This is a genomic window from Microbulbifer regidiadema (SeqCode), assembly GCF_052466995.1.
The window spans coordinates 2,753,562-2,779,762 of sequence record NZ_CP174297.1; the positions used below are offsets into that span (position 1 = coordinate 2,753,562).

General features: G+C 50.7%; 23 protein-coding genes. 9 read left to right on the top strand and 14 right to left on the bottom strand.

What is annotated here, in order from left to right:
- The first annotated feature begins 164 nt into the window (after positions 1–164).
- The 6 genes from ACJJIK_RS11975 to ACJJIK_RS12000 all read left to right on the top strand — a co-directional run bounded on the left by ACJJIK_RS11975 (position 165) and on the right by ACJJIK_RS12000 (position 8,984).
- Positions 165–1,547 carry an MATE family efflux transporter gene (locus tag ACJJIK_RS11975; protein WP_444942865.1) on the top strand — a complete coding sequence of 461 codons (1,383 nt, stop codon included), beginning with the start codon at positions 165–167 and terminating at the stop codon, positions 1,545–1,547.
- A 125-nt stretch (positions 1,548–1,672) separates the two neighbouring features.
- Positions 1,673–3,523 carry an IucA/IucC family protein gene (locus tag ACJJIK_RS11980; protein WP_444942866.1) on the top strand — a complete coding sequence of 617 codons (1,851 nt, stop codon included), beginning with the start codon at positions 1,673–1,675 and terminating at the stop codon, positions 3,521–3,523.
- A complete protein-coding gene (locus ACJJIK_RS11985) occupies positions 3,510–5,429 on the top strand; it encodes an IucA/IucC family protein (protein WP_444942867.1) in 1,920 nt (639 codons plus the stop codon). The genes ACJJIK_RS11980 and ACJJIK_RS11985 overlap by 14 nt, the downstream gene beginning before the upstream one ends.
- Positions 5,413–6,723 (top strand): AMP-binding protein, encoded by a 1,311-nt coding sequence (locus ACJJIK_RS11990; RefSeq protein ID WP_444942868.1) that lies wholly within the window; start codon positions 5,413–5,415, stop codon positions 6,721–6,723. The genes ACJJIK_RS11985 and ACJJIK_RS11990 overlap by 17 nt, the downstream gene beginning before the upstream one ends.
- Before the next feature lie 39 nt (positions 6,724–6,762).
- A complete protein-coding gene (locus ACJJIK_RS11995) occupies positions 6,763–8,139 on the top strand; it encodes a DUF6005 family protein (RefSeq protein WP_444942869.1) in 1,377 nt (458 codons plus the stop codon).
- On the top strand, positions 8,136–8,984 hold the full coding sequence (locus tag ACJJIK_RS12000; RefSeq protein WP_444942870.1) for a sugar phosphate isomerase/epimerase family protein: 849 nt from the start codon (positions 8,136–8,138) through the stop codon (positions 8,982–8,984). The genes ACJJIK_RS11995 and ACJJIK_RS12000 overlap by 4 nt, the downstream gene beginning before the upstream one ends.
- 139 nt (positions 8,985–9,123) lie before the next feature.
- Here ACJJIK_RS12000 and rsgA read toward each other — a convergent pair whose 3' ends face one another.
- On the bottom strand, positions 9,124–10,242 hold the full coding sequence (gene rsgA, locus ACJJIK_RS12005) for a ribosome small subunit-dependent GTPase A (RefSeq protein WP_444928537.1): 1,119 nt from the start codon (positions 10,240–10,242) through the stop codon (positions 9,124–9,126).
- Positions 10,243–10,739: 497 nt separating this feature from the next.
- Here rsgA and pulA point away from each other — a divergent pair, with 497 nt between their 5' ends.
- Complete coding sequence (gene pulA / locus ACJJIK_RS12010) at positions 10,740–14,060, top strand: pullulanase-type alpha-1,6-glucosidase (protein ID WP_444942871.1); 3,321 nt, start codon at positions 10,740–10,742, stop codon at positions 14,058–14,060.
- Positions 14,061–14,130: 70 nt separating this feature from the next.
- Here the strand turns inward: pulA and ribA are convergent, their stop codons facing one another.
- The 12 genes from ribA to ACJJIK_RS12070 all read right to left on the bottom strand — a co-directional run bounded on the left by ribA (position 14,131) and on the right by ACJJIK_RS12070 (position 23,571).
- The gene (gene ribA, locus ACJJIK_RS12015; RefSeq protein ID WP_444928539.1) at positions 14,131–14,748 is read right to left on the bottom strand and encodes a GTP cyclohydrolase II; all 618 of its coding nucleotides are present in this window, start codon (positions 14,746–14,748) and stop codon (positions 14,131–14,133) included.
- Positions 14,749–14,765: 17 nt separating this feature from the next.
- Complete coding sequence (locus ACJJIK_RS12020; RefSeq protein ID WP_444928540.1) at positions 14,766–15,401, bottom strand: retropepsin-like aspartic protease family protein; 636 nt, start codon at positions 15,399–15,401, stop codon at positions 14,766–14,768.
- Between the two features lie 17 nt (positions 15,402–15,418).
- Complete coding sequence (locus ACJJIK_RS12025) at positions 15,419–15,907, bottom strand: phosphatidylglycerophosphatase A family protein (protein WP_444928541.1); 489 nt, start codon at positions 15,905–15,907, stop codon at positions 15,419–15,421.
- A 35-nt stretch (positions 15,908–15,942) separates the two neighbouring features.
- The gene (thiL, locus tag ACJJIK_RS12030) at positions 15,943–16,884 is read right to left on the bottom strand and encodes a thiamine-phosphate kinase (protein ID WP_444928542.1); all 942 of its coding nucleotides are present in this window, start codon (positions 16,882–16,884) and stop codon (positions 15,943–15,945) included.
- A 10-nt stretch (positions 16,885–16,894) separates the two neighbouring features.
- On the bottom strand, positions 16,895–17,338 hold the full coding sequence (nusB, locus tag ACJJIK_RS12035; RefSeq protein WP_444928543.1) for a transcription antitermination factor NusB: 444 nt from the start codon (positions 17,336–17,338) through the stop codon (positions 16,895–16,897).
- A gap of 65 nt (positions 17,339–17,403) precedes the next feature.
- The gene (ribH, locus tag ACJJIK_RS12040) at positions 17,404–17,874 is read right to left on the bottom strand and encodes a 6,7-dimethyl-8-ribityllumazine synthase (RefSeq protein WP_444932346.1); all 471 of its coding nucleotides are present in this window, start codon (positions 17,872–17,874) and stop codon (positions 17,404–17,406) included.
- A gap of 93 nt (positions 17,875–17,967) precedes the next feature.
- The gene (gene ribBA / locus ACJJIK_RS12045) at positions 17,968–19,089 is read right to left on the bottom strand and encodes a bifunctional 3,4-dihydroxy-2-butanone-4-phosphate synthase/GTP cyclohydrolase II (protein WP_444928544.1); all 1,122 of its coding nucleotides are present in this window, start codon (positions 19,087–19,089) and stop codon (positions 17,968–17,970) included.
- Positions 19,090–19,167: 78 nt separating this feature from the next.
- Positions 19,168–19,830, bottom strand: coding sequence for a riboflavin synthase (locus ACJJIK_RS12050; RefSeq protein ID WP_444942872.1), 663 nt, complete (start codon positions 19,828–19,830; stop codon positions 19,168–19,170).
- Positions 19,830–20,975: a bifunctional diaminohydroxyphosphoribosylaminopyrimidine deaminase/5-amino-6-(5-phosphoribosylamino)uracil reductase RibD gene (ribD, locus tag ACJJIK_RS12055; RefSeq protein ID WP_444928546.1), complete on the bottom strand. Its 1,146-nt coding sequence runs from the start codon at positions 20,973–20,975 to the stop codon at positions 19,830–19,832. The genes ACJJIK_RS12050 and ribD overlap by 1 nt, the downstream gene beginning before the upstream one ends.
- The gene (gene nrdR, locus ACJJIK_RS12060) at positions 20,972–21,439 is read right to left on the bottom strand and encodes a transcriptional regulator NrdR (protein ID WP_444928547.1); all 468 of its coding nucleotides are present in this window, start codon (positions 21,437–21,439) and stop codon (positions 20,972–20,974) included. The genes ribD and nrdR overlap by 4 nt, the downstream gene beginning before the upstream one ends.
- A gap of 147 nt (positions 21,440–21,586) precedes the next feature.
- Positions 21,587–22,855: a serine hydroxymethyltransferase gene (glyA, locus tag ACJJIK_RS12065; protein WP_444928548.1), complete on the bottom strand. Its 1,269-nt coding sequence runs from the start codon at positions 22,853–22,855 to the stop codon at positions 21,587–21,589.
- A gap of 218 nt (positions 22,856–23,073) precedes the next feature.
- A complete protein-coding gene (locus ACJJIK_RS12070) occupies positions 23,074–23,571 on the bottom strand; it encodes an outer membrane beta-barrel protein (protein ID WP_444928549.1) in 498 nt (165 codons plus the stop codon).
- Positions 23,572–24,301: 730 nt separating this feature from the next.
- Here ACJJIK_RS12070 and ACJJIK_RS12075 point away from each other — a divergent pair.
- Positions 24,302–24,877, top strand: coding sequence for a hemerythrin domain-containing protein (locus ACJJIK_RS12075; protein WP_444928550.1), 576 nt, complete (start codon positions 24,302–24,304; stop codon positions 24,875–24,877).
- 28 nt (positions 24,878–24,905) lie between these two features.
- Positions 24,906–25,349, top strand: a complete 444-nt coding sequence (locus ACJJIK_RS12080; RefSeq protein WP_444928551.1) for an STAS/SEC14 domain-containing protein — start codon at positions 24,906–24,908, stop codon at positions 25,347–25,349.
- 70 nt (positions 25,350–25,419) lie between these two features.
- Here ACJJIK_RS12080 and ACJJIK_RS12085 read toward each other — a convergent pair whose 3' ends face one another.
- Positions 25,420–26,121 (bottom strand): putative adhesin, encoded by a 702-nt coding sequence (locus tag ACJJIK_RS12085; RefSeq protein WP_444928552.1) that lies wholly within the window; start codon positions 26,119–26,121, stop codon positions 25,420–25,422.
- Positions 26,122–26,201: the final 80 nt, after the last annotated feature.

Here is a 26,201-nt window from a genome sequence, read left to right on the forward strand (position 1 = left end):
TCCTAATACAATTTTTTAGCTTTTAGAGTATCAAAACTTTATCGTACAGCTTTATGTATCAAGCTAAACCTATCAACACCAATGACAATCACTACTATTTGTAGCGAGTGGAATATATCATACCGCCCCAGAACTTATTTTTTCTCATAATTTGAGACACTTTAATGTCAAGCCAAAATCCAGCGCTTTCCGGTCGTATCATCAAAACTTTTTTTTACTATGTACTACCCTCAATAGTCGGCTTAGTTGCAATAACGAGCGCCAACCTGATTGACGGTTTTTTTGTCGGTAACACTATAGGCACAGATGCTCTCGCTGCAATCACGCTAATGATCCCGTACTTCACCTTATTGATAGCTATTGCCATTATGCTAGCAATAGGCGGAGCTGTGAGTGTAGGTAAAGCCATCGGTGAAAAAGACCTGAAAACGGCACATGCGATTTTCAGCCAATCCATCATTGCCGCTGCAGCTATTAATACTCTACTGGCATTGGGCAGCTTGGCTTTTAATGATCTACTTTTTGAAATACTCAATATCTCAGCTCAGATTTCGGTATTAGCAAGGGAGTATTTCGATATAATTCGCTGGGTATTCATTTTACAGCTAACCACAATGGTGCTGTACTATTTTGTCCGCTCTGATGGCCATCCGATATTAGCTACATGCGCATTAGTCATAGGCGCCGTACTCAACATCCTGCTCGATGCCTGGTTTATCGTTTATTTGGAGCTCGGATTGGCTGGAGCAGCTTATGCCACCGCCATAGCGCAAGTTATACAACTCTTAGTATTGAGCCGTTATTTCTTTAGCAAAAAAAGAACACTTAAGTTCGAGTTACAACAGACAAAGTGGAAGTTACTTTTCCATTCAGCTTACAACGGCATATCAGAATTTATAAACGAGGTATCTGTTGGCATTATTTTTTTCATTTTAAATACCTTGATGATTATGCGATTAGGTGTAGATGGTGTAGCAGCCTTTACCCTGGTCAATTATTTCATTTTCTTAAGTGTTATGCTCAGTTACGGCTTGGCTGATGCATTACATATCGTGGTTAGTCAAAACTTTGGCGCTCAGAATTTAAGCAGGGTAAAGTCTTTTTTGTCAATTGCGATATTAAGCACCATCTGCCTGGGTATTATTATTGTTGCGTCACTTGTTTTTTGGCCCGAAATCTTTCTGGGCTGGTTTACCAATGAGCAAGATCAGGAAATATCTCTGGTCAGCATGCAATTGCTACCATTATTGCTTCCTCTATTTTTAATTAATGGCACCAATATCGTTTTAACCTGTTACTTAACAGCAGTACACCAACCAAAGCCATCAGCTTTAATTGCTATTAACCGCAGTCTAGTCCTCCCCGCCGTATTTTTAATTGCTTTTTATTACATATTGCCCAACTGGAAATTGTTACCAGCAATAACAAATGATTTATCATTTATTATTGCACTACCGCTAGCGGAATGGTGCAGCTTTTTATTAGCCGTCTACCTTTGCTACCAATACAGACCCACAAAGCTAAAAATAAATCAAACTTCCGCCTAAATAAAACCAAGTGAGATAAACCTCTAAAATAATAGTAACAATTGTAAACCTGCTTGATGGTGAGAATATGTATCATTATCATCTAGGCAAGTTCTTTTATTTAATACCCCCAGGAGAATACCGTCATGCTATTCACCGCAAAAGAGCTGGCGGAAAAGGCTTCTTTTCAGGCATTTGCTAATGCATATATAAGAGAAGTAGATCCTGGTGTTTGGCATACAAGTTCTGATTGGCAACTGCAAACAGGTGTAGCTCTTGAAGAAAAAAATGGTTATACGCTAGAACTCTACTTGAACGGAGCTGGAATTACACTTGCCCTAGAAGCCTCTTATCGCTCAATTGTTGGTCGACATGTATTTACCAAAAGCTATCGAAAATCAGCCAATCAATGGAATTGGCAACCCATAGATTTTACCTCTGTAATCATGCTGTTAATCGATAACATTTATACAAGAGAGAGCGATCAAACTCACAAACCAAATACCCCCGCCAATAAAATTGAACTATTAAATCGCACTTTAGAAAGTCTTCAAATTATGCAGAATTATCTGGCTCAGCGGCTAGATGATCCCAGTCTCAATAACTCCGACTATATCTCCTCTGAACAGTCTCTATTATTTGGACACTGGCTCCATCCAACACCCAAATCACGCCAAGGCATTCACTCCTGGCAGCATGAAAAGTATACACCGGAATTAAAGTCTAAATTTCAACTACACTTTTTTGCTATTTCAAGAGAGTTTCTAGAACAAGACTCTTTTTTCGACGAGAGTGTTGAGCAAATTATTAACAGAATGTTAGGGGCTGAAGGTAAAGATATAAATATAGATATCGACAAACAACTAATACCTGTACACCCGCTACAAGCACAGTGGCTATTACATCAAGATTACATTCAACACTTACAGCGCGATGGGCTGATCGTTGACTTAGGTCTTATGGGTAAGATGTTTACACCCACCTCATCAGTTCGCACTTTGTACTGTAGTGAACTTAATTATATGATCAAGCTCTCGATCCCCGTAAAAATCACCAATTCACTACGAAAAAACAGGACTCATGAACTGGACCCAGGGCTAAATATTGGAAAATTATTTTCACTAAGCAATTTCAAGGAAAAATTTCCACAATTTACTTTAATCGAAGATCCTGCATTTATTACCGTTAAACTACCCCATATGCAGGAAACTGGATTTGAAACTATTATACGTCAAAATCCATTTAGTAAAGATATAGACACCCAGGGATCACCTACACTTTCAATCGCAGCATTAGTACAAGATCCTATTTTACCTGGCACTCAATCTAAGTTAGCACAGCAAGTGTTAAAACTGGCCTCCAAACAGGGGGTTAGCGCCGAAAAAGCGGCACTAAAATGGTTTAATTGTTATTGGCAATGTGCGATTGAACCAACAATTATACTTTATGACAGTCAAGGTATTGGCCTAGAAGCTCATCAACAAAATTCTTTATTGACCATTCATGAAAACTGTCCAATTAAATACTACTATCGAGATAATCAGGGTTTCTATTTGTCAGAAAAAATGCAGGGTGAGTTACTCACAGCTGTGCCTGAATTAAGCAACAATCCTGACTTATTCTACCCTGACAACATGATCACAGACCGCGTTGGATACTACCTATTTATCAATCAATTGTTTTCGGTTATCGGTCGCCTGGGGCAAGACAACCTGATTGATGAGGGTCAACTGTTAAAATTAAGTTACAATAAACTTAAGCAGCTAAAACATGAGGCATTAAAAGGCGTTGGTATAAACTTTATAAATAGGTTGTTCAACAACTCCAGCATCCCCTGCAAAGGAAATCTTCTAACCCGTGTTGAAGATATTGATGAGCTAGAGGCAGAAAAAGAATTAGCGGTTTACACCAATATCAGAAATCCTTTTTTTGACCTACACCAAAAATACTTAAATAACGCAGAGGAAGCTAACGAGGTGGCTCTTGCTCACAGCTAACCCACCGCAGAACTCATCCCCAAAAGGCCAGGAGTTCTCTCCGTCCAAGAAATCGGCCCTCCGCTTAGCTGGAGAGAACAGAGTCATTCGCCAGCTCCTGGAAGCCTTATTGTTTGAGCGGCTTTGCGATTACTCTTATTACGATAATTTTTTCTATTTTATATTAGGAGAATCCTATTATCGAGCTTTAGGCAGGATTTCTGGCTTTAGCCGAGTTAGAATCAATGCAAATGAAATGTTTGTTGCTCAAAGAAAAAATAACCATGTAGACACTAAGCCGCAAACATTACAGATAAACGAATCATATCAAGATAGCGATTGGCAACCAATAACACTAAAAACCCTTATCGAGGACTTGCCTGTCTCAGCAGTAGCAAAACAACAACTGACAGTAGAGCTTGAACAAACGGTTAAACTTTGCCAGTGGAACAACAAACATTTAAATCGCTATAAAAGCCGCCGCGAATTAACTTATACTCAACTAGAATCTGCAATTGACGAAGGCCACTCTTATCATCCATGCTTCAAATCCAGGACTGGATTTAGCGAGCTAGACCACAAACTATATGGCCCAGAATTTGGCAATAGATTCCAGCTACACTGGCTAGCCATTCGACGCCGCTATTTGAAACATAGCTTTAACTCTACGAATGAAAAAACATTTTGGGAAGCCGAACTTGGCGAACAATGTTACCAGCAATTAAATACTAAAATTAACAATATCACTTCCGATAATACTGACTTTTCATTGATACCCATCCACCCATGGCAATGGAAACATCTGCAAGACAAACTTGAATCAGCCATTAGTGACGAACAAGTACTTTACCTTGGAGAAGCAGGCGACCAATACCAAGCTAGCATTTCAATTCGCACACTACTAAATATCAGCCACCCTGAAAAAGCCAATATAAAACTACCTCTGAGTATAATTAATACCTCTTCGTTGCGCACTATAGAAAGTCACACAATCTGTACTGCACCGGCTATATCCAACTGGCTGGCAAGCATTTGGGATTCAGACAACTACCTAAAGAAAAATATGATTTTACTGGCGGAGTACGCTGGAATAAGACCCGCAAACGACGGGAGTAAATCTCAAGCATGGATTGAAGACCTTGACAGCCAATTAGGTGTAATTTTTCGCCAAAGTTTGCACTTATACTGTGAAGATAAAAATGTAATACCTTTTGTAGCCCTAAGTTTAATAGAACAAGATGGCAACCCTTTTATTGAGCCCTGGATTGCTGAACATGGCTGTCATAATTGGTTGGAGCAATTGCTCGAAAAGACAATTATCCCCATCTGGCATCTATTGGTTCATCACGGCATTGCTATTGAGGCACACGGGCAAAATATCTTACTGCAACATAAAGACGGTTGGCCTGAAAAAGTAATAGTACGCGATTTTCATGAAAGTATGGAGTTCACTTACAATTACTTAGCACAACCCGACCTAGCCCCTATTTTTGCCGATATCGAGGAAGAGTATCGCTTTGGCGCCGCCAACCAATATTACTGGATGGAGAGCATCGAAGCTTTGCGCGAGCTGTTAGTAGACACCTTATTGGTTTTCAATTTATGTGACCTTGCAGTACTGCTTGAAGATTATTATCAATATTCAGAAGTTGATTTCTGGAAATCAGCTTATCTGACCTTTAAAAAATACCAACAATCAGGCTTAACTGCGCAGCAGCGTATAGCTCAAGTCGATTTATTTCAGCCCGAAATCAAAACCGAATCACTACTGGATAAAAAAATCCGTGGGAATCGTCAAACAGAATTTCACCACCCAATAAGAAACTCGCTAGCAGACGCTGCCCTGCATGACTCCAACAAGGAAACGCCCAAGACATTAATGTCAGCGCCAGCAGCGCCCGAGAAACCCTATGCTTACAATAAATGATAAATTTTACAGCAAAAAAGATTTTAACGAACAACAGCAGATCTACACTTTAATAAACGCTATTAACGAGAGTAACGCCATTGCGGTATGCGTGGAAGATAATTTTATCTGGCTAACTTTATGTTATTACTTAAAATCAAAGAAAATATCTGCCATGCCTATTCACTCCAGTGTTCCACAGGACACTGCAAAGCGTATGGCAGAAAACTCTGGCTGTGACCTGCTGATCTATGGTGATCTAACACAATTAATCGAGATACCAACAACTAACTTGAACAAATCTGATGCGGGCATTATTCAGATGAGTTCAGGTACCACCGGCGAGCCCAAATGCATATTGCGCAGCTGGGGAGATATCGACATTGAAGTAAACAGTTATTGCCAAGCCTTCAGCGAGCCAGATAGCATGATGCCGGTTATCGCCTGCCCAATTACCCATTCTTATGGATTAATCTGTGGTGTGATGGTTGCTCTGAATCGGGGACAATCCCCCCTCATCATTAGTAATATAAATCCTAAATATCTTATCAAGAAGCTACAGAGCTGTCAGCGTCCACTATTGTACACTTCCCCAGTGATGTTACAGGGTTTATTGCGTTTGTGGCCCGTCAACAGCAAACTATTTGCCGCGATGACTTCAGGATCCACTATGTCACAACAGGTATTTGAGCAGATCCAAGAGCGCGTGGAAAACTTATATCAACAGTATGGGTGCTCTGAGGCGGGCTGTATCAGCATTGGGCAGGATTTATCTGCGGCTAATGACCAGGGTAAGCCATTACCCCATATAGAAATTAGTTGTGGCAATCTCAATAATAAAAATAGAGAAATAGTTGCTTATGTACAAACCACATCAGGAACTAAGACGATTAAAACACAGGATATCGGCTACTTTAGCGATAGTGGTCGACTGCATTTTCTGGCACGAATGGATGACACTATTATTGTCTCAGGACTAAACGTATATCCCGCAGAAATAGAAGACATCGTACTTGAACACCCACAAATTGATGATGCTGTGGTATTTAAGGTAGATGACCAGTTTGCCGGCCAGCGAGCTTGCTTACAGTATGTCGCCTCCCCAGCAATAGCCCCCGTTGAATTACGTCAATGGTGCCATCAACATTTAGCACCATTTCAGGTGCCGCAAATATTACAGCCGGTTGACAAAATAATGCGAATGGCTAACAGCAAAGTGAATCGCAAGCAAATCGCACAAAACTACCAACAAAATATGCAAACTGAAACAAATAAAACTGATAAAGCAAGCCTGGATAAAAGATTCAACCAGTAAGCATACGCTATCTATCCGGCAAACAAAAAAATATTGATTATGCAAAAAACTGAAATAGTAGATTCGATTCAGAGCATACTTACTAACGAGCTGAATCTGCCCCACACAAAAAACATTCAGCCTCACTCCAGGCTAAATGAAGATTTATATCTTGATTCAGTACTGATACTACAACTACTTATCAGCCTGGAATTAAAACTGGGGATTGATATACCTGATGAAGCCTTAAGTTTGAAAGATTTTGATACGGTCGATAGCTTTAGTGATTTCATATTGGGCCGGATTGATTACAAGACCAGGGAGAATACCTCCCGCAATAACACAAAACCTCAAGATAAACCAGGCGTCAAAATAGTTCAGGCAGAACAAACTGAGGAGCAGGCAGAAGAATTTGAGGATATCAAAGTACACTGCTTTGTGAGCTGCCTATGCGAATGCATCAAGGCAAATGATCGCGTTGACCATAGACCATTTTATTTTGGCGTTTGGGATGCCGAAGTTGTTATCGATAATGATTATTGCATCAATTATCATGCTGAGAACTTGAACCACAACTTCTTTCGTCACTGGTTCAAGGAAATTTATGCTGTCGAGGTCAGATCCTGGTACAACCCAAAGCTATGCAAAGGCGATAACATTAATACATTACTAACATTGCTAGACAATAAGCTCACCAACCAGCACATAATGGTAATGCTAGACATGTACAGGTTGCCAGACCGAGAAAATAAGTTTAATCAAAATCCGTTTCCTCACTATGTTATGCTGAAAAACAGCCAAGATCCAGAAATGTTATTTATGTGGGATCCAGACTTTCGCTGGGAGGGAGAACAAAATAGAAAACAAGTGTTACACGCAATCGAATCGGACGCTGTTGCCGGCGGCTATATTTTTGATAGCGAGCAAATTGAAGCAAGCTCAAACCAGTCAATTTCCGATTACTTTATCGCCTGTTTAAACTTAGAAAATAATCCGATGACTGATGCCGTACGAAAAATCATCGAGACACACTTAACCCCTGAAAGCCAGCTATGCCCCTCCAACTTAAGCCGTGCGCTTACTCAACTGCCAGTATTGGCCATTCGAAAATATGCCTACGAACATGGCCTGGCATTTTTTATGCTGCAACTAAACTTGGATTTTGATGAATTTGAAACATGGTGCGAGATTATTGAAGAGCTAGTTTCAACCTACAAACAGATTCAATTTCGCTCAATGAAAATAGCAAATTGTATTACTGAGGGAAACTACTCTTCCGAGCTAGTGGCAGGTATCAAAACAGAAATCATACAGCTGCTGGACCAGCAAGATCAGCGGGAATTTAAGATCAAACACCAGCTATATAGATTACATCAACAGTGGCAAACTCATACAGCCATTACTGAAAAAGAACCTTCCTTTGAGAGGTGCATATGATTTTATCTATTTGTACAATCTCTTTTCGCCACCAATTAGTTTCAGTTGAGCATCTGGCAAAATGGGCGCAGCAAAATCATTTCCAAGGAATTGAATTATGGGGAGTTCACGCAAAAAACCTTACTTCTCAGCCGGAATATAATAAAGATTGGCTGGCGGACTATGGTTTAAAAATCACGATGTTAAGTGATTACTTGGCACTGAACGCCACTGAAGCAAAGCTACAAAAACAAGTGGAACATTTATGTTACTTGGCAAAACATTGGGGTGCAAAGAAAATTAGGACCTTTGCCGGCTCAGAAGCTAGCGCCAACACAGCTGAACACAGCTTTGCACGATTAGCAAAAACTTTGCGCAAAGTCTGTCAATGGATGTCTCGACATGACCTCAACCTGGTCATTGAAACACACCCCCACACATACGCGGATTCCGTGCCAGCAACAACGCGCCTCTTGCAGAGAGTCGCCTGCGATAATCTTCAAATCAACTTTGATGCGCTCCATGTCTGGGAGTCAAAAAGCGAAATTATTCCAGCGTTTGAAGCTTTAAAACAAGACATCAATCATCTCCACTTAAAAAATGTAAGTTCTGCTGAATTTCTGAGTGTATTTTCGCCGGCCAATGTTTATTCTGCTTCCGGCTCACGGGAAGGTATTGTTCCGTTATTTGATGGTGCTGTTAACTATCAAGAGTTTATAACCCATATTAGCCAACACCCGGACAAGAGCGTTCGCAATATTGAAGCTTCACTGGAGTGGTTTGGTGATGACTGCAAAAAAACATTAGCTAGAGATAGATATCTGATTCAGCAACTTCAGCAGTGTCGCGACCCTCTAGCCATTTAAAGAGTTGGGCCTGTTTGCTGCTGCGTGGGAACCTTACACAATTTGCCAATAGGAGACGCCACCCGCCTTGGGCGCTGCCACTTTAAAACTCTTCCACTCATTGAGAAGCACCCGGGAAACCTCCCGGGTGCCAGTTCTATCAATCCTCTGAATATTTACGCTTACGCGCCTGGTTTTGCACAGATCGATACATTTGGGATAGCGCTCTCTGCCCTGCGCGTTTCTGCGCCAGGGTTCGACCGTTACGACATATCTCCTGTTGCAGTTTTTGCCAATTGCGCAGACGCCGCTCATCCAGCGAGCCGCCCGCTATTGCCTCTTGTACCCCACAACCTGGCTCTGACTGGTGCTGGCAATCAGAGAAGCGACACTCTCCGGCCAAAGCCTCAATATCGGAAAAGGTCTCTGCCACGCCATCTTCAACATTTACCAGTCCCAGCTCCCGCATTCCGGGACTATCGAGTATCAGCGCCCCCCAACTCAATGGGTGCAGGGAGCGCTTGCGTGTAGTGTGGCGACCTTTACTATCAGCTTCACGAATAGTCCCGGTCTCAGCCAGGGATTCGCCAGACAGCGCATTTAACAAAGTGGATTTGCCCACGCCAGAAGAACCTAGCAGCGCGATAGTTTCCCCAGGTAAACACCACTGGCGCAGCTGCACCACGCTTTCCCGATCCAGGCTGTTTAACAAGGCTAGCGGTAATTCCCCAAACGGGCGCAATGCCTGAAGGAAAGGGGCGCTGTCGTCACACAGGTCGACCTTAGTCAATATCAGGTGGGGGCGGCAACCGGACTCCCGCGCCAGGGCCAAATAGCGCTCAATACGGGAGAGGTTAAAGTCGTCATTCAGGGAGGAGACAATAAAAACACTGTCGATATTGGCAGCGATCATCTGCACTTGCTGGGCACCGGGCGCCATGCGCTCAAATCGGCTGCTACGGCTCAACAGGCGCACGAAATATTCACTGCCTTTTTCTAACAACAACCAATCTCCGACCGCCGGCAAACTAGCCACAAGACTTCCAGTTAGAGGCAGGGATATAGCTCCCTGCTCGCCGGCCAGTTCCAGGCGACTGCGGTGTACCGCCATAACTCGCAGCGGCACACATTGCTCGTATTCTTCGAGCGTCAACTGTTGTTGGAAAAAAGACTTCCAGCCAAGTTTTTGTAGCGGAGAAGATTCCCGCTCAACTTTACTGGATGCGGATTTAGTGCCGAATCTGTTAACAGACCAACGGGTAAAATGTGATTTACTCAAGATTGAAACCCTCTGGGCGCAACAAAGCGCCAAGCGACCGCGATAACACGGTCAACAGAGCTTTCTCAGGGAAAGCCCGACGTTTGGGAACTGTCGTCGGGCGCGGGCAGCTCGGGGCTGCTACTGGACCCGACGGAGGGTGGTAACAATCATCAATTATCCTCCGCAGTCATTGAATTGTGGATGCCGCCGCACTAGCTGCGGGGTAGTGGCAAATTAGCATTACCAGGGGATTGGAGCAAGCCCAAAGACTTGCCCCTGAAACGGCAGCGCCGGAAACCGTCGGACTAATGCCGATAACTGCGGGGGCTCACCTCTCTCGACTCTCAGTCCGCAGCTCCCCGCACCTCGATAAAGCACTACTGTCGCCCAATTCATTCCTCTCCTCCTCCCGGGGGTAGGAGGCCACCTCCACAGGACTGCGCTTCAATACCCCAGAGAAATCCACACAAAATATTTCCAATACCACAAAGCAAAAACAACAAATGGGGAAAACTATGCCAATTAAGCAACTCACCGGGCCCGGCACAAGGGCGGCCCTGATTCTGGGCGCACTTTTCTGCTCCATTCAGGCGCCCAGCTGGGCCTCCGATACCCCCGACCCCACAGTCGTCAATATCCCCGGCAACCTGCAAAGCCAACTGGGCTGCGACGGCGACTGGCAACCGGATTGTGCCGCCACTCAGCTCAGCTATGACAGCGACGACGACAAATGGCAGGGGAGCTTCTGGGTAGCGGCCGGCCACTGGGAATACAAGGCTGCCCTCAACAACAGCTGGGATGAAAACTATGGCTGGGGCGGCCAGCGCGACGGCGCCAATATTTCCCTCAGCCTGGATGAAGCCCGCGAGGTCAAGTTTGTCTACGACCATGAAAGCCACTGGATCAGCGACAACCACAACGGCGTGATCGCCACTGTGGCCGGCAACTTCCAGTCCCTGCTGGGTTGCCCGGGGGACTGGCAGCCCGGTTGCCTGCGCAGCTGGATGCAGGATACCGATGGTGACGGCACCTACACCTTTACCACCTCAGCGCTGCCGGCCGCTGCCTACGAATTTAAGGTGGCCCTGCACGAGGGCTGGGAGGAGAGCTACGGCAACAATGGTGCCAATGTCAGCTTTACCGTAACCGCCGACTACGACGAGATCTACTTTGCTTTTGATTCGAATAGTAAAGAAGTCACTGTCAGCAACGACGGCTTCGCCAAGGGTGACCTGAGCAGCGATAAAGCCCACTGGGTGGATGCCAGCAGCTTTGCCTGGGATATCCAGGAGGGCGATACGGTTAAACTGCACTACAGCGACAATGCCGAGCTAAAACTGGAGGACGGTGATATCCGTTCCGGTGGCGCCATCGAACTCACCGCGCTCACCAGCCTACCGGACAGCGCCCAACAAAAATTCCCGCACCTGGCCAGCTTCAGCGCTTGGCAACTGCCACAGCCGGCGGCCATTAGCGACCTGGTCAGCCAACAGCTCGCCCTCGCCGCTTACGATGCCGAGGGCAAGTTAATCGACGCTACCGGTGTGCAGATGGCAGGCGCCCTCGATGACCACTTCTACTACGCAGGTGAACTCGGCGCCCGGGTCGGCGCGGACAATATTCAGTTCGATCTCTGGGCCCCCACTGCACGGGCGGTAAAACTGCACCTGTTTGCGGATTCCAGCAGCGATAGCGCCGACCAAATAGTACCCATGCAGCGCGACGACTCTAGCGGCGTTTGGCGTGCCGATATCGACACCCAGTGGGACCGCCGCTTTTATCTGTACGAGGTCGAGGTCTACTCCTACTTTAGCCGCCAGATTGAAACTAACTTGGTCACCGACCCCTACTCCCTGAGCCTCTCCATCAACAGCGGCAAGAGCCAGATCGTCAACCTGGATGACCGCGACCTGAAACCGCACGGCTGGGATCAGCTGCGCAAGCCCAAGTTAACCCAGCCGGAAGATATCAGCATCTACGAGCTACATGTGCGCGATTTCAGTATTGCCGATAGCACTGTACCCGAGGCAGAGCGCGGCACTTTCAAGGCTTTCACCCGCCGGCACAGCGACGGCATGCGCCACCTCCATAAACTGGCCCGCGCCGGCCTCACCCACGTCCACCTGCTGCCGGCCTTTGACTTTGCCACGGTCAATGAGGATCGAGCGCAGCAGCAGCAAACCCCGGACCTCTCTGTCTATGCACCGGATAGCAGCGAGCAGCAGGCCCAGGTGGACGCTGTACGCGATAGCGATGGCTTTAACTGGGGCTACGACCCGTTGCACTACACAGTACCCGAGGGCAGCTACAGCAGCGCTGCCGATGGTACTGCGCGCATTCGCGAATTCCGCCAAATGGTGCAGGGACTGTCCCACACCGGCCTGCGCCTGGTAATGGATGTGGTGTACAACCACACCAGCTCCTACGGCCAATACGACAACTCCGTACTCGACAAAATCGTCCCCGGCTATTACCACCGCCGCAATCTGGAGGGCGGTGTGGAGATGAGCAGCTGCTGCGCCAATACCGCCAGCGAACACGCCATGATGGAAAAGCTGATGATCGACTCTCTGCTCACCTGGGCCCGGGCCTACAAGGTGGACAGTTTCCGCTTCGATCTGATGGGGCACCACAGCCTCGACAATATCCTCAAGGCCCAGGCGGCACTGCAATCGCTGACTCCAGCAGCCGATGGGGTTGATGGCAGTGCTATCTACCTGTACGGCGAGGGCTGGAATTTTGGCGAGGTGGCTGACGATGCCCGCTTTGTGCAGGCGCGCCAGGGCAATATGGCCGGCAGTGGCGTGGGCACCTTTAACGATCGCCTGCGCGACTCGGTGCGCGGCGGCAATCCCTTCGGCGGTTTTGAGGAGCAGGGCTTTGGTACCGGTCTGTTCACCGACAGCAACGGCAAGTTTGAGGGGGAAGATGAGCGCGCCACACTGCTAACCCTGGCCGATAAAGTCCGCGTTTCCCTGGCCGGCAACCTGGCGGACTACCCTTTTGAAGATGCCAGCGGCAATATCATTAGCGGCAGCGAGCTGATCTATAACGGCCAGCCCAGCGGCTATACCGCCGACCCGCAGGAATCTATCAACTATATCGCCGCTCACGATAACGAGACCCTGTTCGACGGTGTGCAGATCAAAGCCAGTGCCAGCGCCGACTTGGGCGAGCGGGTGCGTATCCAGGCATTCAGCAACTCTCTGGTGCTATTCGCCCAGGGCGTGCCGTTTATCCACGCCGGCCAGGATTTCCTGCGCTCAAAATCGATGGACCGGGACAGCTACAACTCCGGTGACTGGTTTAATGCACTGGACTTCAGCCTCGCCACCGATAACTGGGGGGCGGGCTTGCCGATCGCCGATAAAAACGAGGACAACTGGCTCCTGATGCAACCGCTACTGGCAAATCCGGAGCTGGCCCCCGAGCACCACCAGCGCCAGTGGAGTTCCGCACTGTTTCGCGAACAGCTGGCAATCCGCAATGGCTCCCCCCTGTTTCGCCTACCCGATGCGGCATCGGTAGAGACGCACCTCAACTTTCTCAACACCGGACCCGAGCAGGTTCCGGGATTGATTGTGATGGAGTTATCCGATGTCGATGGCAGTATCGATCCCCGCTTTGCGCGTATTGTGGTGCTGTTTAATGGCGATAACGAAGCGGTGGAATTCAGCAGTTCGCACCTCAGTGGTGAGTACTTGTTCAAACACCCGCATCAGCGCCGCTCGGTAGACCCGCGCCTGCACTGGGCAAAATTTGACCGGGACAGCGGCACCTTTACCCTGCCTGGACGCACTACCAGTGTATTTGTGCAGCCGCGCCGCAGAGATTAATTGGCAGAGCATTAAAAAAGGCCGGATTTTCCGGCCTTTTTTCCTTGGGGTGTCTGAGGGAGCGTGAAAGCTACTGCTCCTCTCCGCCCTCTTCGTCCTCGTGCTCAATCAAATGCCCCAACTTACCTTTCTTGGTAGACAAGTACTTGGCATTGTGGGGGTTGCGTCCGGACTGGTGCGGCAGGCGCTCAGTCACATTAATACCCAGGTCCTCCAGCGCTTTTACCTTGCGCGGGTTATTGGTCATCAGGCGGATAGCGTGAATACCCAGGTGCTCGATCATCGCTTTCAGGATTGAGTAATCCCGCATATCGGCACCAAAGCCCAATTGCTCGTTGGCTTCCACCGTATCCGCACCGCAATCCTGCAAGTGGTAAGCGCGAATCTTGTTTAACAGGCCGATACCACGGCCCTCCTGGCGGAGATAGAAAATAGCTCCACGGCCTTCCATCGCGATACGGTGCATCGCATGCTGTAACTGGGCACCGCAGTCACAGCGCAGGGAGAAAAGCGCATCTCCGGTCAGGCACTCTGAGTGAATACGGGCCAGCAGGGGCTCTTCGGTATCGAAGTCACCCATGGTCAGCACCACATGCTCTTTTCCGGTTTCCACTTCCTCGAAACCGTGCATCTCAAACATGCCCCAAGAGGTGGGCAGTTTTGAGGATTCCACAAAACGAATGGTCAACTTAATACCTCTTTAAATCAGTGTCGGGCGCGCAGTAGCAGCACACCGCCCTGCTGTTCCATATCCACCCGGCTGAGAAAACTGTTGCCGAGAAGCACTACGCTGGGAAAGTCATCGGAATGTACTGTCGCGTCGACATTGTGAAGCTTGATTCCACCAATAGTGACGCTACTGAGGCGCACTCGATAGGCCCTGGTAACGCCATTGGCGGTGGAAACCCGTATTTCCTGTGCATTATCCAGGTTCAAACCCAGGCGGCGAGCGGTGGGGTAGTTGAACGCAATACTGGTTGCACCGGTATCCACCATCATCGGCACTCTGAGGCCATTCACCCAGGCATCTGTCATGTAATGCCCGCCGCTGTCGGCGGAAAGCCGCACTTCCGCTTTTGCCGCCTGGGCAAAACTGGTCGCGATCGGGGCATCCAGAGTCAGTTTTTGTTCCCGCCCCGACACATTAATCCGCGCATAGCGCGTGGTCGCCTCCAGCAGGGTGATGCCCTCGGGGGATTTCTGCCCGGCTTTGAGGATTCGCTGGCGACCATCAATTTCCAACATGGCGCTATCGCCAAACAGGCCCTTCAACTGCACTTGTTGTGCATGGGCATTCAGGGCGAGGAAAAAACTCAATAAAGGTAAAAAATAACGGCGCATTGATCTTCCCTATCAATCTAGGCCCCCAGTAGCCACGCGGTTAATTGCAGTACCAGGGCCGCATAAACGGCGGCCAGTATATCGTCGAGCATAATTCCAACGCCACCTTGTACTCTGCGATCAACCCAGCCGATGGGAGCGGGCTTGACAATATCAAATATGCGGAAGAGCACAAAACCGTACAGCGCCCAGGCCCAGCCCGCCGGGGCCATAAACATGGTGAGCCAGTAACCCACCATCTCATCCCAAACAATACCGCCGTGATCGTGAACCCCCATTTTCTTGGCTGCGGTATCGCATAGATAACAGCCCAGCAAACCGGTAACTAACACAATGGCCAAATACCAGAGCGGGGACAAGTCCTGCATCAACCACCAAAATGGTATCGCGGCCAGAGTGCCAAAAGTGCCCGGGGCCTTGGGGGCCAGCCCGGAGCCGAATCCAAATGCCAGCAATAGACTGGGGTCGCGCAACAGCTGGGAAAATGTCGGGTTATTAATGCTCATTGTTTTAATTCTCACAAAGGCGCGGTAACGTCGCCCTAAAAGTGCCGATAACCCGGTGACTGGGCAATCCAGGGTCTGCCGCGATAGGAGCAGCGCACCTGCGGCTCTCCCTCGACGAGCCTGCCAATGGGCGTCAAACCCAACTGGCGAATCTGTTCAGCGGCCGCCGCCGGTGCGGTAAAGCAGAGTTGATAGTCATCCCCGCCGCAGGCCGCCAGCTCGACAGCGCTATCTGCGGCCAGCCGACTGGCCAGTGGTGCAATGGGCAGGGCCTCCAGCTCGATCTCTGCGGCCACACCACTCGCCTTGCAGATATGGCCCAGATCACCCAGCAAGCCGTCGGAAATATCCAGTGCGCTGGTGGCAATAGCGGCGATTGCACCGGCCGTCTCTAACTGCGGTTCGGGGAAGTAGAACGCCTGCTCCGCCTCTCTGCGAATCGCCTCACTCACACTCCGCTCGGCCAAAATAACCGGCAGAGCCGCTGCGGCGGCCCCGAGGGGACCGCTCACATAAATATCGTCACCGGCGGAGGCGCCATCGCGCCGTAGGGGCTTTTCGGTATGGCCGATCACTTGAATCGTAATGGACAAGGGGCCAGCGGTAGTGTCCCCGCCCACCAGGGAAAGCCCAAACTTGCCAGCGGTTTCCAACAGGCCGCAGGCAAACTTCTGCAACCAGGCAGAGTCGCTGTGGGGTAAGGTCAGGGCGAGGGTAAACCAGAGGGGGCGGGCATTCATTGCCGCCAGATCGCTGATATTCACCCGCAGCGCACGGCTGGCGAGCATCAGTGGATCGGCATCTGCGGGGAAGTGGCGGCCCGCCACCAGGGTATCCATAGAGGTGGCCAGCTGTCCGCTGGCTGGGGCCTGCAACAGCGCACAGTCATCGCCGATCCCCAGGGCCACACCTTCGCCCTGGGGCGCGCGGGCGAAGTAATCGCGGATGATTTCAAACTCCCCCGGCGCTTTAGACATAATTGCTGACTCAGCCCTTCTTGTCTGCGGCGACCTCTGCCGAGCGCAGCTCCGCAGCCGTCTTATCCAGAATGCCATTGATAAACTTGAAGGCATCGGTGGGGCCAAATTTCTTCGCCAGTGCCACCGCTTCATTGATCACGACCTTGTAGGGCACGTCGATACGGTTCTTCAGCTCGTAGGTGGCCAGGCGCAGCAGCGCGCGGGATACCGGGTCCAGGTCTTCCACTTTGCGGTCCAGGTGCGAAGCGTAAGCCCCCTCCACCTCATCGAGGTTTTTGGCGACACCGTGGAAAATATCGCGAAAATATTCCACGTCGGTTTTGCTCATATCGTTATCGGCGTGAAACTCGGCCTCAATAGAATTGAGACTGGCGCCGGCCATTTGCCACTGGTAGAGCGCCTGCATGGCGTAGTGACGCGCCTTGCGGCGGGCGGATGCAGTTACGGTCATTGTTTTTTCCGGTAGATACTTCACAGAATGGGCTGCGCCGACCCCTTTGGCCGGCGCGCCGGCAATTAAATTTTGCCGATTAGAGAAACCATTTCCAGGGCGGTTTCGGCAGCTTCACAACCTTTGTTGCCGGCCTTGGTGCCAGAGCGCTCGATCGCCTGCTCAATGGAATCCACGGTCAACACACCGAAGGTAACGGGGATGCCGGTGTTCAGGGATACCTGGGCCAAGCCTTTGGTGCACTCGCCAGCCACATATTCAAAGTGCGGGGTGCCGCCACGGATAACCGCGCCCAGGGCAATAATGGCATCAAACTTCTTGGTTTCAGCCAGCTTTTGCGCGGCCAGGGGGAATTCAAACGCGCCCGGCGCGTAGTAGATAGTGATATCTTCATCCTTGATCCCCTTGCGGCGCAGAGTGTCCAGGGCGCCGTCCTTTAGGCTCTCAACCACAAAGCTGTTCCAGCGGCTCACCAGCAGTGCGTATTTGCCCGTACTGCCGACAAAGTCCCCTTCGATCACTTGAATATTGCTCATAATTTTCAATCCGTATTTCTTATCCATAACCTCCGCTCCCAGGGGCAGAGGCTCTAGTGTTGTTACTCTTCTCTTCGAGCAGCAGCGCTTCTATTAGAGCTGCGGCGCTTCGACGTTCAGGTATTCCTCTACTTCCAGGTCAAACCCGGAAATAGCACTGAACTTGAACGGTGCGCTCATCAGGCGCATTTTGCGCACCTTGAGATCCCGCAGTATTTGCGAACCGGTACCCACCTGCTTGTACACCAGGTCCTGGCTGGGGCGCTGTTGCTTGCCGCTGATCAGCCAGTCGATACTCTCCTCGATCTCTTCGGTGGTCTCGTTGTGGCAGATTAGCACCACAACCCCCTTGCCCTCTTTTTCGATACGCTGCATGGCGTGGCGGAAGGTCCAGGGTGTGTATTTTTCATCGCCGCGGCGAATGGTGAGTACATCGCGCAGAGTGTTGCCCACATGTACGCGAACCAGGGTCGGCTCCTCTGGAGTGGGATCGCCTTTGACAAAGGCAAAGTGGCGCTCGCGGCGAGCCTTATCGAGATAAGTGCGCAGCTTGAACTCGCCGAACTCAGTGCTCACCTTGCGCTCATTGACGCACTCGACGGTTTTCTCGTTCAGGGCGCGATAGGTAATCAGGTCGGCGATAGTGCCGATCTTCAGGTTGTGCTCCTTGGCGAACTTTTCCAGGTCCGGGCGGCGGGACATGGTGCCGTCTTCATTCATGATCTCAACGATCACCGCAGCCGCCTCAAAACCCGCCAGGCGGGCCAGGTCGCAACCCGCTTCGGTGTGGCCGGCGCGGCTCAATACGCCACCGGGCTGGGCCATAATCGGAAAGATATGGCCGGGCTGCACAATATCGCTGGGCTTGGCATTTCTGGCCACAGCGGCGCGAACGGTGCGCGCGCGATCGGCGGCGGAAATACCCGTGGTCACGCCCTCTGCCGCCTCAATGGATACAGTGAAGTTAGTGCTGAACTGGGCGCCGTTGTCCCGCGACATCAGCGGCAGGTCCAACTGTTCACAGCGCGCTTTGGACATGGGCATGCAAATCAAGCCGCGCGCATGGGTGGCCATAAAGTTGATGTCTTCGGCGCGAATCTGTTCCGCCGCCATCACCAGGTCGCCCTCGTTCTCGCGATCTTCATCATCCATCAGGATTACCATTTTGCCCTGGCGGATATCGTCGATCAGTTCTTCAACCGTATTTAGTTCCATGGTTAACTCTGGATAAATTTATCAATTGCAAATTGAGCGGCTATCGCTGCTGTTATCGCCGTAGTGCACGGCCTGTCGTTAGCGCTTGTAAAACCCGTTCTGGGCCAAAAATTCGAGGGTCATACCCCCACTACTGGGCTTGGCCGCCTCATCGCCGAGGAGTAGCCGCTCCAAGTAGCGCGCAATCAGGTCCACCTCCAGGTTGACCCGGGTACCGGCGCTATAACCGGTCATAATCGTTTCCTGCAAGGTGTGCGGCACTATGGTGAGTTCAAACTCGGCCCCATCCACAGCATTGACCGTGAGGCTGGTGCCGTCGACGGTAATAGACCCTTTATGGGCAATATAGCGAGCCAGGTTTTCCGGCGCGCGCAGGCGGAAGCGCTCGGCGCGGGCCTCGGACTTGCGCCATACTACCTCGCCAATACCATCCACATGGCCGCTGACAATATGCCCACCCAGGCGGGTCTGAGGTGTCAGTGCTTTTTCCAGATTAGCCCGGTCGCCTTTTTTCCAGCGCCCCACAGTCGTCACATCCAGGGTTTCCGCAGACACATCCGCCCAATAACCGTCACCGGGCAGGTCCACCACCGTGAGGCAGACACCATTGGTGGCGATACTGTCTCCCAGTTGCACATCGCCCAGGTCCAGCTTGCCGCTGCGCACGCGCACGCGCAGGTCACCGCCCTGGGGTTTTAGCTCGGCGATCTCGCCTACGGCTTCAATAATTCCGGTAAACATCAGCGCTCGATATCGGTTGTTGCAGTAATGCGCCAGTCGTGACCGACCGCGCGCATATCGGTAATCGTAATCGGCAGCATCGAGCCCATACGCTCGATCGGCAGTTCAAACAGGGGCCGCCCGCTGCTACCCAGCAGTTTCGGCGCCATATAGACAATGATTTCATCGACATGGCCACGGTAGAGGAACTCACCGGAGAGGGTCGCGCCGCTCTCCACCAAAACCTCATTGCACTGACGCCGCGCCAGCTCCTCGAGTAGGGCGAGCAGGTCTACGCGGCCCTCTTTGTCCTGGGGTAGCACCACAACTTCCGCACCGGTTTTCTCGATACGCTCGCGGCGCTCGGCCTCGGCGCGCTCTGTCGTGCACACCAATGTGGGGGCGTCCCCCTGCAAAATAAAGGCTCTCGCCGGGGTGCGCAGCTGACTGTCGACGATCACCCGCAGCGGCTGCACTTCGGCAGCCCGCTCTGCGGCCAGCATTTCCAGCGCCATTTCATCGGCGCGCACATTGAGATTGGGGTTGTCAAAACGCACAGTTTCGACGCCGGTAATCACCGCACAGCTACGGGCGCGCAGGCGCTGTACATCGGCGCGCGCGGCGGGGCCCGACACCCACTTGGATTCCCCACTGGCCATAGCGGTGCGCCCATCGAGGCTCATGGCAGATTTGCTGCGCACCAGGGGCAGCCCCAGAGTCATACGCTTGATAAAGCCGGGGTTTAGAGCGCGGCACTTCTCCTCCAGGAGCGGGCCTTGCACCTCGATCCCGGCATCGCGCAATATTTGCAGCCCGGCACCACTGACACTCGGGTTCGGGTCCTGCATGCCGTAAATCACCCGGGCCACGCCGGCTTTGACCAGCGCCTCGGCACAGGGACCGGTGCGACCGGTATGGCTACAGGGCTCCAGGGTGACATAGGCAGTGGCGCCCCGGGCCCTATCGCCAGCATCGCGCAGGGCCTCGATCTCAGCGTGGGGTTCACCAGCCCGTCGGTGCCAGCCCTCACCGAGCACATTGCCTTGCCCATCGGCAATCACACAGCCCACACGCGGGTTCGGCATAGTCGTGTAGAGGCCGCGCTCCGCCAGCTGGATAGCGCGGGCCATCAGTGCTTCCGCACTGTGTACAGCAGTTTGACTCATTCTGGATTCGATCCCTTACTGGTCAGGCGTTCAATCTCTTCTCTAAACTCGCTGACATCCTCGAAACGGCGATAGACAGAAGCAAAGCGCACATAGGCTATCTGGTCCAGTTCGCGCAGCTGTTCCATCACCAATTCACCGATAGCCCGCGCCGGCAGTTCGCGCTCACCAGTCGCCTGTAGGGCGTGTTTAATCTGAGATACCGCCGACTCCACCCGCTCAATACTCACCGGGCGTTTCTCCACGGCGCGCTGAATACCCGCGCGCAGCTTGTCTTCATTAAACGGCTCACGCTGGCCGTTTTGTTTAATTACTCGCGGCAGCAGCAGCTCCGCAGTTTCAAATGTGGTAAACCTCTCGTGGCACTCCAGGCACTCGCGCCGGCGGCGCACTTGGTCGCCTTCAGCCACCAATCGGGAATCGACTACTTTTGTTTCTTCTGCGCTGCAGAACGGACAGTGCATGTGGGATTATCCCCGGAATGGAAAATGGGCCGCAGTTTACCACAGCCGCTGCGCAGTGTGAGCGCAGCACCCACTGCGCAGCGGCCATTAAAACCGGGCACATAAAAAAAGCGGCTCGTTGAGCCGCTTTTCTGTCAGCAGTGCTGATCAGCCTTTTTTATATACGGGAAACTCTGCGCAGATAGCCTGCACTTTTTGTTTCACATCGGCGATCGTTGCCTCGACATCACCTTTCTCCAGCGCATCCAATACGTCACAGATCCAGTGAGTGAGCTGCTGGGTTTCCTTTACACCAAAGCCGCGCGTGGTAATTGCCGGGGTGCCGACACGCAGGCCGCTGGTGATAAAAGGAGAGCGCGGGTCGTTGGGTACCGCGTTCTTGTTAACGGTGATATTGGCGTTACCCAGAGCTTCATCGGCATCTTTACCGGTGTACTCTTTGCCAATCAGGTCAACCAGCATCAGGTGATCATCGGTACCGCCGGATACGATATTGATACCGCGATCGAGGAAGGTCTCCGCCATTGCGCGGGCATTTTCCACTACCTTCTTCTGGTAGGCCTTATATTCCGGGCTCATGGCCTCTTTGAAAGAGACGGCCTTCGCCGCGATAACGTGCATCAGCGGGCCGCCCTGACCACCGGGGAATACGGCGGAATTGAGCTTCTTCTCAATCTCTTCGTTGGCGCGTGCCAGGATAATGCCGCCGCGCGGGCCGCGCAGGGTTTTGTGCGTTGTGGAAGTAACAACGTCCGCATAGGAGATCGGGGAGGGGTACTCACCGGCGGCAACCAAACCGGCGATGTGCGCCATATCCACAAACAGGTAGGCACCCACTTTGTCGGCGATATCGCGGAAGCGCGCCCAGTCCATCACGCGGCTGTAGGCAGAGAAACCCGCTACGATCATCTTCGGCTTGTGTTCAAGCGCCAGGCGCTCAACTTCCTCGTAATCCACTTCGCCGGTTTCCGGGTTCAGGCCGTACTGTACTGCGTTGTAGATCTTGCCGGAGAAGTTAACGCGGGCACCGTGAGTCAGGTGGCCGCCGTGGGCCAGGCTCATGCCCAGTACCGTGTCACCGGGGGCACAGAGCGCCTGGTAAACCGCAGCATTGGCCTGCGATCCAGAGTGCGGCTGCACATTGGCGTAGTCCGCGCCAAACAGCGCCTTGGCGCGCTCAATGGCTAGGGTTTCCACTTTGTCCACATATTCACAGCCGCCGTAGTAACGCTTGCCCGGGTAACCTTCGGCATACTTGTTAGTCAGGCTGCTGCCCTGAGCTTCCATCACCATAGGGCTGGTGTAGTTCTCAGAGGCAATTAACTCGATATGGTCTTCCTGACGAGAGTCCTCCTCCTGGATGGCTTCCCAAATTTCCGGGTCGTAAGAAGCTAAAGTGACAGATGAATCAAACATGGTGTTCCCTCGGTAAAGCGGGCTTGAGTAGAGGCTTGTGAAACTCGATACCACAGCGCCCAGACTGATGAGTAGGACCAAAGACTCCCAGTGCGGGAGGCCCTACTGCTCAATGCATCCTGGGCATTTTAGAAAGGCGCGCATTGTACACCAAGGGCAGTATGAATGCGCAAATGGGGAAGGCCCGCTAGAAGCATCCCAACCTCCCCCCAAAACGGTTAGAATTTATACACTACAGAACCAGACCAATAGTTCACATCGGCCTCAATAAGGGTGTAATCCAGCTCCATAACCGCCTTATCAGTCAAGTTAAAGCCTATCCCAAATCCGGCAGATAAGCCTGTATCAGACTCTTGAGCCTGCCAGTTATCGACGCTCAACTCCTCGCGGAGGTAGCCGACACGACCTTTGAGATAAAAGTCCCGCTGGTTGCGACGATAAGTGGCATAAATTGCCTGGGTTGCCAGGGAGTAGTCATAGTCACTCCAGTAATAGTCGTACTCACCTTCAATAACAGAATCGGTAGCTTCTACCTCTATCCCCCAGCCAGAATCCCAGGTATAACCGGCGCGAACGCCCGCATTAAAAGGGCTATTGCCCGGGGCATCGACATCCATAATGCCGAAAACCCCACCGACATAGGCACCTTGCGCCTGAACGGTAGCGGAACCCAACAGAGCGGCAACTGCGGCCAGCGCTTTGAAATTGAACTTCATTATCTTCTCCTTACATCCTTGAAGACTGCTCAAAGGGCGCGAAGTATAAAGGGGGAAATCATAGTCACAAGTGTTCAATTGGGCAGGCTGGCCCGAGGAGCTTGTGATGGGATACCCCTATTCACCAAAGGCCGGGGCGAAACTGCAAAGCCTTCCCAGAACCTCAACGGAGGAGGTATTTTCAGCACGACACTATAGGACTCGCTCAGGCTGTAATCGATATCGACTCCAAACGCATATCCAAGTCATTATTGTCGATAAAATCTCTGTGAACTGCCAAACGAAATATCGGGCTTGTATACTCAACCGCGACCTCGACACCCTGGGTACGCATATAACCTACCCACAGTTACACCCCGTGAAAATAACCCGTAACAACCCTCGAATACCGATAAATAAAAAGTAACGGGTAACCCCTCGCCTAAGCTTGCAGAAAAATATCGCCAATAGCGCTAGAAGAAAAAACCTGGAAAACTACTTCAAAAACTTAAGCGGAAAAAGTGAAGATAGGCCGGCCTAACTAGCGATCAAATTTACCCGCGCATATTACATGCAAGCGGGATTTACACAGATGATTAATATTTCAACCACCAGAGAATTACTCTCCCCCCAGCTCGGTAGCGGGAAATTCTACCTATAGTACCACTAAGTCTCCCTCACTTGATCCAAATCAACTTTGCCCTGGCCCAAATGGCAACAATAGGCCATCGACAAATCGCGGAGGTCTGGGATGAACGCCATCTACCGACAACTGTGCTGTGACCATAAACAGATGCAAGAGCTGCTCAACACCTTTGAGCAGTTACTACTGGACCTTTTTGACTGTGGCGACCGCGATCCGAGCACTCTATCGTTAATTTTGGATACTCTGGATTACCTATCGGCATATCCGGACCGATATCATCACCCGGTTGAAGATTTAATATTTTCTCGGTTATTGACCAAGCCGATCCACGATAGAGAGTCAATTTACGAAGCACAAATGCAACATGAAAGTATAGCCGCAGCTACAAAACATATGTGCGCTCTCTTTTATGCCATTGCCAATGATGCCACGGTTGAGCGGAAAGTATTGCAGGAAGCCTGCAACACCTACCTCAGATTGCAGTACAAGCATATGGAGCTGGAAAACGAAGCGATATTTCCGCAGATTGAGCAATACCTGGGGACTACGGACTGGATCTATATCCAAAAACAGGTCAGCGAATTAAGCTGCAAGTATTTCGATAGAGCAACCAGAAAAATCTATGAATCGCTGTACGAAAATCTGACCCAACCTCAGATGCCCGCACAGGCATTAGCATAGATAGATTAACCTCAGGGAGGAAATGGTAATGCAGCTTAAACGCCACGGCATATCCATTGGCATGGAACGTATAAACGACGATTTTTTCCTGTATATAAAGGCCATCGGAGAATTAACCCATAGGGACTATGAGCATATAACCCCCCTATTGGAATACGCTCTGCAAGGGGTAAAAAAAACCCAGGTCCAATTACTGATTGATCTCCGGGATTTTGAGGGCTGGGGGATGCACGCAATCTGGGACGAATTCAAGCTGGCTTTAAAGCACGGCAACGAGTTCTCGCAAATTGCGGTACTTGGGGATGAGGAGTGGCAGCAAATAGCCACAAAAGTCGGGAGCTGGTTTGTCAGCGGCACTGTCCGCCATTTCAAACAGCAACAAGAGGCCATGGATTGGCTACAGGAAACAAGGAAGAGGGATATTGGTCACAGGGAATCTGAAAAGGAATTAGCTTTCTCCACACACTCCTGATAAGTAGTGGATTAAGGGGGCGTTTACGCCCCCCTTTTTTTTATACCCAACCTGATCCGATAGTTATTTTCTAAATATTCGCCTTCCGACGCTTACTGTCCCAGGAAGGAGTTCCCATAAAGATATTACCTGCGGTTAGCTCATTGCGACAGAAAGAGCAGTAGATATTGTCATAGTGCAGCCCATTTCGGTGCAAAATATTCAGCACATCCACCAGCGTTGGATTACTTTTGCCAAATCTATTGCGAATCGTCAAAAAGTTAGCCTCCATCTTTGTTGTATAGAGCGAAGCGCCAACCTTTGCATCGTACATAGATTTTTGAAATGGATCATTCAAATCATATTGCTGCAATCTCGCCTGATTGCGAATGGCTTTTATATTGTGGTTGTGAGCATTATCCACAACTTGTTGAATTTGAGCGTAACTCTCGTCATCGGCAACGAAAGGGCGGGATAGACGGCCAAAAATTTGTCCCGCAGTAGTGCCATGGTAGCCCTGGAACTTGCTCAGGGTATAGTTGCGCCCCATCTTGCCCTTGGCAATATGCTCGTGAACTTTTGCCTTTCCATCGACCACATCCTGTAGGCCCGGGTCTTCCAGGGTATAGCCGTGGGGCGCAAAGAAAAGCAAATTATCTCCACCGTGGCCCTTGTTATAAAACATCTGCTTGGTGGCGGCACCGTGGGCAGAGATGACCAGCTCTGGCGCATCTCCTACATTAGTCCCTTCCGGCGCAAAAATTTTGACTAAATCAAGTTCACGAACAGGCATATGGCACCTATCTATCCATCTAAAATCGAGTTCAACAGGAGGAGGGAGCCCCTCCAAGCAAAACCATCGTACCAACAGGC

Coding starts and splice junctions, on each gene's coding strand:
- nusB (WP_444928543.1), bottom strand. CDS start 17,338: ATGACCGTAACTGCATCCGCCCGCCGCAAGGCGCGTCACTACGCCATG.
- ACJJIK_RS12020 (WP_444928540.1), bottom strand. CDS start 15,401: ATGCGCCGTTATTTTTTACCTTTATTGAGTTTTTTCCTCGCCCTGAAT.
- ACJJIK_RS11975 (WP_444942865.1), top strand. CDS start 165: ATGTCAAGCCAAAATCCAGCGCTTTCCGGTCGTATCATCAAAACTTTT.
- glyA (WP_444928548.1), bottom strand. CDS start 22,855: ATGTTTGATTCATCTGTCACTTTAGCTTCTTACGACCCGGAAATTTGG.
- ribD (WP_444928546.1), bottom strand. CDS start 20,975: ATGAGTCAAACTGCTGTACACAGTGCGGAAGCACTGATGGCCCGCGCT.
- thiL (WP_444928542.1), bottom strand. CDS start 16,884: ATGTCTAAAGCGCCGGGGGAGTTTGAAATCATCCGCGATTACTTCGCC.
- ACJJIK_RS12075 (WP_444928550.1), top strand. CDS start 24,302: ATGAACGCCATCTACCGACAACTGTGCTGTGACCATAAACAGATGCAA.
- ACJJIK_RS11995 (WP_444942869.1), top strand. CDS start 6,763: ATGCAAAAAACTGAAATAGTAGATTCGATTCAGAGCATACTTACTAAC.
- ACJJIK_RS12050 (WP_444942872.1), bottom strand. CDS start 19,830: ATGTTTACCGGAATTATTGAAGCCGTAGGCGAGATCGCCGAGCTAAAA.
- ribH (WP_444932346.1), bottom strand. CDS start 17,874: ATGAGCAATATTCAAGTGATCGAAGGGGACTTTGTCGGCAGTACGGGC.
- ACJJIK_RS12000 (WP_444942870.1), top strand. CDS start 8,136: ATGATTTTATCTATTTGTACAATCTCTTTTCGCCACCAATTAGTTTCA.
- ribBA (WP_444928544.1), bottom strand. CDS start 19,089: ATGGAACTAAATACGGTTGAAGAACTGATCGACGATATCCGCCAGGGC.
- ACJJIK_RS11990 (WP_444942868.1), top strand. CDS start 5,413: ATGCTTACAATAAATGATAAATTTTACAGCAAAAAAGATTTTAACGAA.
- ACJJIK_RS12025 (WP_444928541.1), bottom strand. CDS start 15,907: ATGAGCATTAATAACCCGACATTTTCCCAGCTGTTGCGCGACCCCAGT.
- ACJJIK_RS12080 (WP_444928551.1), top strand. CDS start 24,906: ATGCAGCTTAAACGCCACGGCATATCCATTGGCATGGAACGTATAAAC.
- ACJJIK_RS12070 (WP_444928549.1), bottom strand. CDS start 23,571: ATGAAGTTCAATTTCAAAGCGCTGGCCGCAGTTGCCGCTCTGTTGGGT.
- ACJJIK_RS11980 (WP_444942866.1), top strand. CDS start 1,673: ATGCTATTCACCGCAAAAGAGCTGGCGGAAAAGGCTTCTTTTCAGGCA.
- pulA (WP_444942871.1), top strand. CDS start 10,740: ATGCCAATTAAGCAACTCACCGGGCCCGGCACAAGGGCGGCCCTGATT.
- ACJJIK_RS12085 (WP_444928552.1), bottom strand. CDS start 26,121: ATGCCTGTTCGTGAACTTGATTTAGTCAAAATTTTTGCGCCGGAAGGG.
- nrdR (WP_444928547.1), bottom strand. CDS start 21,439: ATGCACTGTCCGTTCTGCAGCGCAGAAGAAACAAAAGTAGTCGATTCC.